Origin of the sequence: Streptomyces sp. Y20 (assembly GCF_043195475.1) — a bacterium.
GTDB lineage: Bacteria > Actinomycetota > Actinomycetes > Streptomycetales > Streptomycetaceae > Streptomyces.
In genome coordinates this window covers 156,942-166,390 of the sequence record NZ_JBIDDP010000012.1, presented here as the reverse complement: position 1 = coordinate 166,390, position 9,449 = coordinate 156,942, and the positions used below count along the sequence as shown (strand labels likewise).

Sequence of the window (9,449 nt, the reverse complement as noted above, 5' to 3'; positions counted from 1 at the left end):
GCCCCGAACGAACCCGACGTGCACACCGCCCCACCCCGGTCCGGTCCGCAGGACGGCACCGGCCACCGCCCCCGTACCTGACGACCCGAGGCCACGACCGTGCATCCCCATCAGAACCCGTACCAGTCCCTGCCGCCCCGCTCGTTCTGGCGCTCCGCCGTGGCCGAGCCGGACCCCTTTGCCATCGGCGACCTGTGGACGCCCACGTTCTCCCTCGGGCAGGACGAACCTGTCCTCACCGCCGGGTCCTGCTTCGCGCGCCACCTCGGCCCCGCCCTGCGCGACCGCGGCATGAACTGGCGGGAGACCGAGCCAGCGCCGCCCGGACTCACGCCGGCCGAGCGCCTGAGCCGCCAGTTCGGCGTGTTCTCCTTCCGCACCGGCAACATCCACACCGCCGCCGCGCTCCGGCAGTGGCTGTCCTGGGCGAGCGGGGAGACCGGCCCGCCCGACGAGGTCTGGGTCGAGGACGGCCGCGTCTTCGACCCGTTCCGCCCCTCGCTCGAACCCGGCGGGTACGACTCGGCGGAGGCGATGCTGGCCGCGCGCCGGACGACCCTGGCGGCCATCCGCGACGCCGTCGCCACGGCCGGCTGCCTGATCTTCACCCTGGGTCTGACCGAGGCGTGGGAGAACCGTTCCACCGGCGCGGTCTACCCGGTCTGCCCCGGCACCGTGCGCGGGACCTACGACGCCGGGCAGCACGGCTTCCGTGACTTCACCTTCGCCGAGGTGCACCGCGACCTGGCGGCCGCCCTCGGCATCGCGCGCGCCGCCAACCCGCGGCTGCGCATCGTGCTCACCGTCTCGCCCGTACCGCTGACCGCCACCGCCACCGGCGGCCACGTGCTCACGGCCACCACCTACTCCAAGTCGGTGCTGCGGGCCGTCGCCGGGCAACTGGCACGGGAGCACGACCACATCGACTACTTCCCCGCGTACGAGATGATCACCGGCTCCCCCTTCAAGGCGGCGTTCTTCGAGCCGAACCTGCGCACGGTCACGCCGGAGGGCGTCGCCTTCGTCATGCGCCAGTTCTTCGGCCCGCTCGTCCCGCGTCCGGCCGGCCCGCAGCCGGGCACCGGCACCGGACCCGACCACGGAGAGGACGTCTGGTGCGATGACGCCGTACTCGACTACTACAGCCCCCGCTAGGTTCCTGCTCCTGGGCGACTCGCACGCCGGCCCGGTCGGCCGGGCGGCGAAGGAGGCGGGCATCCCCTTCCACGGAGGGCCGATCGGCGCCGGACGGGAGTTCACCGCCGAGTTCTTCGACGTCCAGGGGGACGACATCGTCTTCCGCGGCGCCGCGGCGGACCGTTATTACCGCCGCTTCCTGACCGAGCTGGGCATCGCCGAACTGGGCGCGCTGACCGTCCCGCTGGTGTCGACCCTCGGTTTCAGCGCCCACTTCGTCGCCACCGTGGAGAACTGGAAGGTCTACCGGGTTCGCGGCGAGTTCCCGCCGGGCTTCCTGTCGAGCCGGATGTTCGACGACATCGTCCTCGCCATGTGCCGCGGAGCGCTGGACTTCTACCGGCATGTGCGCCGGCTCGGCCTGCGGACGCTCGCGCTGATGCCGCCCCAGCGCGTGCCCGGCCACTCCGACACCGCGGTGTTCATGGCCGCGCAGGACACCGTCCGCCGGGCCCTCCTCCCGCTCGGGGTCGAGATCGTCGACCTGCGCGACCGGGCCACCGACGCCACGGGCCTGCAGCGCCCCGAGCTGTGCGAGCCCCACGACACCATCCACGGGAACCTGGCCTTCGGCCGGATGCTCCTGGCCGAGTTGCTGGCGCGCGGGCTGTGACCCCGCACCGCGCGGACGAACACGAAGAAGGAAGCCGCATTCATGGAGACGTTCGCACTCGATGCGCTCGAACGCATCACCACCAGGCCCAGGACGGCGTACGAGACGATCGGGGCCGACCCGCTGACCCCCGTCATCGGCGCCGAGATATCCGGTGTCGACCTGTCCCGCGAACTGCCGGACCGGCAACTGGAGGAGATCAGGCACGCCTTCCTCGAACACCACGTGCTCGTATTCCGCGACCAGACGCTGTCGATCAGCGACCACAAGCGCTTCGCCGCTCACTTCGGTGAACTCCGGCCCCTGCCGGTGGCCGTCCCCGAAGGCCGCGACCCGGTCGTCCTGGAGATCAGCGCCACCAAGGACTCCACCGACGTCGACGGCCACGGCTGGCACGCCGACGGGACCTCCAGCGCCGAACCGGCACTCGGCTCGATGCTCCACATCACCCGCACGCCGGACGCCGGCAGCGGCGGCGACACCCTGTTCGCCAACATGCACCTCGCCTACGAGATGCTGTCCCCGGCGATGAGGGCCTTCCTGGACGGCCTCACCGCGATCCACGACGACGCCGTCGCCTGGCAGGGCCACACCCCACCGGAGGGATACGTCCTGCCCAGGAACGAACACCCGGTGGTGGTGCGCCACCCCGAGACCGGCCGCAAGCTGCTGTTCGTCAACCCCGCCTACACCTCGCACATCGTGCAGTTGTCCGGCGACGAGAGCAGGGCGCTGCTCGGCATGCTGTTCGACCTGGCCGCCCGCCGGCCGATGCTGAGCTGCCGGGTCCGCTGGACCCCCGGCACGCTGGTGTTCTGGGACAACCGCTGCGTCCAGCACCACGCGATCTGGGACTACTACCCCCACGCGCGCCACGGCCGGCGGGTGACCGTCAAAGGCCGGCGGCCCGAGGCCTGAGGGCCGCCGGTGGCACGGACGGCTCAGGCCGCCGCCCGGGCCAGGCTGTCGACGAGTCCGCCGGCCAGCCGCCGGTGAGCCGTGCGGAGCCGTTCCTCCCGCTCCCCGGTTCCTTCCCGGACCGCCGTCCGCTCCCGGCCGGCCCAGGCATGGGCGTAGACCCGCGCGTGGGCGAAGGGGCAGGCCGCCGCGTAGGCGTGCGCGTCCGCCGCGGCCCAGGCCACCGCTGTCGCACCGGCGTTCGCCAGGGCGTTGCCGTCCGCGAAGGACGTGACGTTGGCTCCGGTGTTCAGCTCGGCGTAGCCGTGCGCGAACTCGGCGGCCCGCTCCGCCCCGTAGGCGTTCGCGACGGCGTAGGCGTGGGCCCCGGCGTACGCGTGGGCGAACGCGTCGTCGTAGGCGTAGGCGAGACGGTACGCCTCCCGCAGCGCCGGTCCGAGCACCGCCTGCCACTCGGACGCCGCCGTCCGTTGACCCGCCAGCGCGCGGACGTGCAGGTCCTGGACGGCCCGCTGCGGCTGCGGCGACCAGCCCCGCCGGGCGCACGCCTCCGCCAGCATCGGCGCGACGGCGTGAGCGTGCCAGTCGTGCACCACGGTGAACGGCACCCGGCCGCCCAGACGCCCCAGTTCCCCGTGCAGACGAAACGCCCAGTCCTTCGCGGCGGCGGTGCCCTGGCCGTCGTACAGCACGGCGACCACCTGCCACAGCCAGTCCGGCAGTCCGGGGCCGGACGAGGAACCTTCCTCGGGCGGGCGGGCTGGGACCACCAGGCCTGCTTCGAGCCGCGCGAGCAACTCGCCGAACGACGCGGGGACGGCCGGGGGACGGCTCATACGGTTCTCCTGTCTCGACGGTACACGCCTGCGCGGACACCGCTACGGGACTGCCGGCAGGCTTCGGAGCCTCCAAGAGGAGCACGGCAGGACCCGTCGGGCGGGCGCATCCTGCCCCGAAGGGCACGGTCTGTGCCCTCACGGAGCGAAGCGCCAGGTCACGCCGGGCGGTGGCGCCGGCCGCGGTGGACCGGCGGACCGGCGCGTTTCTACAGTTGACCGCCGGTCCCCGGGTGCGCCGGCCGGTCGCATCCCGCCCACGGGCAGGGAGACCGCCCTCTCAGGGAGAACCAAGCGCATGAGCGGCAACCAGACAGGAACGGAAGCCGGCCCGCAGCCGACGGCGTCCGCTCGCGCGGGCACGGCGAGGCCCGGGGGCCGGCACAGTGCCCCCCGTCCGGAAGCGGTCCGTACGTCCCCCTGGCACAGCAGGCGGCAGCAGGCCCCGGCGGCAGCACGCCCCTCCTCGCCGCGGGGCGGCCCCACGGCGCCTTCCTCACCCGAGGCACGCCGCGCCACCGGACCGGCCGACGCGGCAGCGGCCCGCGAGGGAGCGTCACCTCGTGCTGCCGGCCGCTCAGGAAGGAGCGTCCCGGCGCTCACGGCCCACCGCGCGGGTGAGGCGTGGCTGATCTCCCCGGCCGGCACCGCGGATCCGCAAGCCCTGTCCTTCGCGGCCGGCCTCGCCCGGGATCCGGGGTGCGCCGTCCTGGTGGTCGACCTGCCCGACGAGACCGACGACCGCACGCTCGAACAGATGGCACGGGCGGTCCCCCCGGGGGAGAACGGCATCCGGCTGGTCTTCGGCCGCTCTCCGCTACCCGGGGCCGTGGCCGTGGCCCGATGGCTCGCCGACCGGCTGGGCAGGACGGTGATCGCGGCGGCCGGGTCCCCGCTGCCGTCCTGCGGCGGCGGCCTGTTCATCGGCGCGGACCGCGGAGCGGGATGGGTGCGCTGCGAACCCGGCGCACCCGAGGCGTGGGACTCCAGGGGCTTCCCGAAACCGTCCTGGGAGTCCTTCCTGCCCGACCGGCCCTGGTCGCTGGGCACGGTCGTGGCGGAACCCGTCCCCGCGGGCCTCTGGCTGCGCCCGGCGGAGGAGGGCACGTCCACCGACGACCACCGGATGCGTCTGTACGGCAGGCTCCCGGTCTCCTCCGAGCTGCTCACCGTGGTGGCCGGCGTTCCAGGAACGGAGCCGTTGCCGCTGGCGGATGTCGCCCGTCTGTGGCAGGGACTGCCTGCGCACCTGTGGCCGGCGGTGCGGTTCCTCTGTTACGGGCCCACCCGCCTGAGCGGAGGACGGCACTTCGGGGACGTCCTCGCCCAGGTGATCGGCGAACCCGTACGGATGTACAACGGGATGCCCGGCGGAGCCGACGACGGCGGTGAGGTGCTGCTGGTGCGGGCGGACGGCTCACCGGGCCGTCCGCTGCTGGGTCAGGAGTTCGTGCACCTGCCGCCGGCCCGCTCCGCCGGGCCTTCACCGACCCCGTACGCGGCGGCTCACCGCTGGCCGCTCGGCGACCTCCAGGAGATCCGCCCCGGCCTCCACATCCTCGCGGAGGACGCCGTCGTCGAGGTGGTGCGCAGCGGTCTGTGGGTGCGCCTGCCGCACAACCCCCCGCACGCGGCCGAGGTGCGGTCGGCCGACCCGGACCCGGGCCGGGAGCGGGTCCTGTGCGACGCCCACTCCGAAGAGGCGCTGCCCCGGCTCAGGCAGCTCGCCGCGGACCTGGTGCAGAGCTTCCCGCCCGAACTGCGCCGGGCGGTACGCCTGGGCGTCTGCCGCCCCGCCGTCACGGCCGGCGGCCGGACCTCGGCCAGGTCCGCCCCGCGGGCCGGCGGCCGCCCCGCTCCCGCACCGTCCCACGGCGGTCCCCGCCCGGAGCCGGGCGCCGGCCGGACCGGCGGGGCACGGTCGCGCACCGCGCCGGACACCACGGACGAGGGCTCCCTGTCCATCGCGGCCGAGATACTGCGCAGGCATCCCGGACTCACCGCGGACCGCCGGCATCCGGACGCCGTCGCCGGTCTCGCGGCCGTGCTCCGCCGGCTGGCGGGGACCGGGGAGGCGGACGGCGCCGGAGCGGAGGCGGCGACCGGCGGGTCCGCGTCGCCCGGCAGCGAACTGCTGCGCACGGGGCTGGGCATGCTTCCCGTGCACCGCGGGGCGACGGGCCTGCGGGCGACGCTCGACGAGGCGATGCGGCAGTGGTACGCCGGGCAGCCGCTGGTGGTCGACCCCCAGGTGTGCGAGGCGTCGGCACTGGGACCCCGCGACGAACCGGGCAACACCGACTTCCTCATCTGGTCGGTGGACGGCCGCCGCACGGACCTCCTCGACCCGCTGTGCCCGGACCGGGTGCTGTTCCTGCCCGGCTCCCGGTTCCGGGTGCTGCAGGCCGAGGCCGGTGTCCCGGACGTCGTCATGATGCGCGAGGTCGGCCCCGGCGAGGCACCCGAGGACCCCGGACTCGACCGGGCGGCGGTGCGGGAACTGACCCGGGCATGGCGCGACTGGCGCGGCGGGGACGGAACCTGACGGGGTGTTCGGACAGATCCCCTGGCCTTAGGGGCACGGTGACGGCCCCGCGCTGGTGGGCGCCGGCCACCGGCCACAAGGATGACGCGCGGAGGCGCTCCGTGCACCGATGACCGGGGCGATCCCGGTACCCCGGGGAGCGCCTCTCCCCGTTCCCAGCCGGGCAGACCGCCCCCTCCGTGCGACACGCGTCGGGACGCACCGCGTCGTCGGCCGGGGGTGCGTCACGCAGGCTGCCGAACCCGACGGAACTGGCCACCGGCTCCTGGAAGGCGTGCCCCATGTTCAACGCACTTCTCCGCCGATCATCCGGGCGTTATACGGAGAAGCAGAAACGAGTCGCCCTCGGCGCCCTGATCGCCACGCTGATGACGGCGGTCGTGGCGGTCCCCGCGCTCGCGGGACAGGACGGGGACCCCTCCCCGCCCACGGCGTTCGCCCACCCGGGGGTGATGGAGAGCGGACCGCAACTGGACTTCGTGCGCGAGAAGGTGCGGGCGGGAAGCCAGCCCTGGAAGGGCGCGTTCGACCAGATGATGGCGAGCCCCTACGCCTCCCTGTCCCGGAACCCGAGCCCCCGGCAGACGGTGGAGTGCGGCTCGTACTCCCAACCCGACAACGGGTGCACCAGCGAGCGGCAGGACGCGATAGCCGCGTACACCGACGCCCTCGCCTGGTACTTCACCCAGGACGAGAAATACGCCCAGAAGGCCATCCAGATCATGGATGCGTGGTCGTCGACGATCACCTCGCACACCGACAGCAACGCGCCGCTACAAGCCGGCTGGGCCGGGTCCGTGTGGCCGAGAGCCGCGGAGATCATCCGCTCCACCTATACCGGATGGCCCCAGGTGGACCGCTTCGCGACGATGCTGCGCGAGGTCTACCTGCCCGAGGTCGCCAAGGGATCGGACAGCAACGGCAACTGGGAACTGAGCATGATGGAGGCCGCGGTCGGCATCTCGGTCTTCCTCGACGACCGAGCCGGTTACGACCAGGCGGTGGCCCGCTACCTCAAGCGGGTCGCCGCCTACGTCTATCTGGACTCCGACGGCTCCCTGCCCAAGACGGCGTCAGGAGCCGAGGGCGACAGGTCGGCGACGGTCGGCTTCTGGCAGGGACAGTCGAACTTCGTCTCCGGCCTCACCCAGGAGACCTGCCGCGACCTCACCCACACGGGGTACGGCATCTCCGCGATCTCCCACGTCGCGGAAACCGCCTGGATCCAGGGGCAGGACCTGTACGCCCAGGTGGGCGAGCGCCTGCGGCAGGCACTGGAGTTCCAGTCGAAGTACGCGCTCGGTGCCGCCGTACCGTCCTCCGTCTGCGGCGGCAGCCTGAAGCAGGAGCTGGGGCCCGTCACGGAGGTCGCGTACAACGCCCTGCACACCAGGATGGGCCTGGACATGCCCGAGACCGCCAAGCTCACCGAACGCAACCGCCCCTCGGGGACGAACGACCTGTTCGTCGCGTGGGAGACCCTGACCCACGCCGACAACCCGGCCGGCCCCGCGACCGCGCGGCAGCCTTCCCCGTCCGCCTCTTCGGCCGCCGGTGGTGTGACCGGTCTCGGCAAGGGAACCATGGGCTTCCCCTCGCGGTATGCGGCGCCGTACGTGGAGACGTGGGGGTCGCCCTCGGAGCTGGAGAAGGCCCGTCAGGCGGGCCTGCGGTACGCCACCCTGGCGTTCGTCCTGGACGGTGGTGGCTGCAAGGCCACCTTCAACGGCAACACGCCGGTGACTGATCAGGGCTGGAAGGCCGCGGTGCAGAATCTGCGCTCGTCGGGGGGCGACGCGATGGCGTCGTTCGGTGGGGCCTCGGGTACCGAGCTGGGTCAGGCGTGTGACTCGGTCCCGGCGTTGCAGGAGCAGTACCGCGCGGTGGTCGACGCGCTGGACCTGTCCCGGCTGGACTTCGACATCGAGGGTGCCGCGCTGGCCGACAGCGCGGCCAATCACCGTCGTGACCAGGCGTTGGCGGCGTTGCAGCAGCAGTCCGAGGCGGCGGGGCACCGGCTGGACGTGCAGTTCACACTGCCGTCGGGCGCGCACGGTCTGGAAGCGGGCGGTGTGGCGATGCTGCGGGACGCCCAGAGTACGGGGCTGCGGGTGTCGCTGGTCAACATCATGACGATGGACTACGGCTCCGCGGTCGACGACATGGGACAGGCCGCGATCGACGCGGCCACGGGTCTGCACGACCAGCTGGGGCAGATCTGGACGTCGAAGACGCCCGAGGAGTTGTGGGCGATGGAGGGGAACACCCCGATGATCGGGGTGAACGACACCCCGGGTGAGGTGTTCACCACCGAGGACGCCGAACGCCTGGCGAAGTTCGCCGTCGACAAGGGGATCCAGCAGTTGTCGTTCTGGGCGGTGGGCCGTGACAAGGCCTGTCCCGAGGCCGGCAAGCTCTCCGAGTCGTGCAGTGGCACCGAGCAGAGCGACCACCAGTTCCTGAAGACCTTCGACACCGTCACCACCACAAGCCCCGGCACCGCACAGGGTTCGGAGCCGGTCACCGGACTGGTGACGGGCGGCAGCGCCACTCCGGCGCCCTCGGCCAGCGCCACTCCCGGCGTACCGGACAGCGGCAGCCGGGGCGGCACGGGCGGTGCCGGCCCGACGACCGCTCCGGGCGGCGGCATCGACCTGTCGCCCTGGCAGCTCCAGGAACCGGTCGGCTCCCAGGGATCCCCGGCCACCGTCGCCGCGTCCCGGCTCCAGGGCGGTTACCAGGATCCCTACTTCTCCACCGACAGCGACGGCGCCCTGGTCTTCTGGTCGCCGGAGAAGGGCGTGACCACGCCCAACTCCAAATACGCCCGCTCGGAACTGCGCGAGGTGAACGACTGGCCGCTCGACGGCACCCACCGCATGAGCGCGACCCTGCGCGTGGTGTCCGTGACGTCCAACGTGTGCGTGGGACAGATCCACCTGGGCGAGGGCGGCTCGTCCACCAAGCCGCTCCTGGAGCTGTACTACCGCTCCAGCGGCGACATCGTCCTGGGCACCGAGAACTCCCCGTCGGGCGGCCAGACCCTGCACACGGTGGGACATGTCCCGGTCGGCGAGAAGTGGAGCTACACCATCGGCGTCTCCGGCGGTGACACCATCGACCTGACGGTCGACGGAAGCACCACCCACTACCCCATCGCCGACTCCTTCAAGTCGTACAAGCAGTACTTCAAGGCCGGGGCCTACAACCAGTCCGCCTCGGACAGCACCACGAACGGGGCCCGGGTCGCGTTCTACGCGCTCACCGTCTCCCACGGCTGATCCGGCGCACACACCGACGGCAGGGCCCGACGCCTGGATGGCGTCGGGCCCTGCCGTCG

At 72.9% G+C, this 9,449-nt stretch carries 6 protein-coding genes and 1 pseudogene; 6 read left to right on the top strand and 1 reads right to left on the bottom strand.

Features of this window, described 5'->3' with window-relative positions:
* Positions 1-99: 99 nt before the first annotated feature.
* From ACGFT1_RS27340 to ACGFT1_RS27330, 3 genes are read left to right on the top strand one after another with little or no spacing between them, the layout of a single operon-like run.
* Positions 100-1,155, top strand: a complete 1,056-nt coding sequence (locus ACGFT1_RS27340; protein ID WP_373911642.1) for a GSCFA domain-containing protein — start codon at positions 100-102, stop codon at positions 1,153-1,155.
* Positions 1,121-1,810 (top strand): hypothetical protein, encoded by a 690-nt coding sequence (locus tag ACGFT1_RS27335; protein ID WP_373911641.1) that lies wholly within the window; start codon positions 1,121-1,123, stop codon positions 1,808-1,810. The genes ACGFT1_RS27340 and ACGFT1_RS27335 overlap by 35 nt, the downstream gene beginning before the upstream one ends.
* A gap of 42 nt (positions 1,811-1,852) precedes the next feature.
* On the top strand, positions 1,853-2,728 hold the full coding sequence (locus tag ACGFT1_RS27330) for a TauD/TfdA dioxygenase family protein (protein ID WP_373911640.1): 876 nt from the start codon (positions 1,853-1,855) through the stop codon (positions 2,726-2,728).
* A 23-nt stretch (positions 2,729-2,751) separates the two neighbouring features.
* Here ACGFT1_RS27330 and ACGFT1_RS27325 read toward each other — a convergent pair whose 3' ends face one another.
* Entirely contained in the window at positions 2,752-3,564 is an 813-nt protein-coding gene (locus ACGFT1_RS27325) for a SpcZ (RefSeq protein ID WP_373911639.1), read from the bottom strand.
* A gap of 712 nt (positions 3,565-4,276) precedes the next feature.
* Between ACGFT1_RS27325 and ACGFT1_RS27320 the strand changes: the two genes are divergently transcribed.
* From ACGFT1_RS27320 to ACGFT1_RS27310, 3 genes and pseudogenes are all read left to right on the top strand, one after another.
* Positions 4,277-6,109, top strand: coding sequence for a hypothetical protein (locus ACGFT1_RS27320; RefSeq protein ID WP_373911638.1), 1,833 nt, complete (start codon positions 4,277-4,279; stop codon positions 6,107-6,109).
* A gap of 368 nt (positions 6,110-6,477) precedes the next feature.
* Positions 6,478-7,611, top strand: a pseudogene (locus ACGFT1_RS27315) (alginate lyase family protein); the annotation flags it as partial.
* A gap of 81 nt (positions 7,612-7,692) precedes the next feature.
* Positions 7,693-9,390 (top strand): polysaccharide lyase family 7 protein, encoded by a 1,698-nt coding sequence (locus tag ACGFT1_RS27310; protein WP_373911666.1) that lies wholly within the window; start codon positions 7,693-7,695, stop codon positions 9,388-9,390.
* The last annotated feature ends 59 nt before the right edge of the window (positions 9,391-9,449 follow it).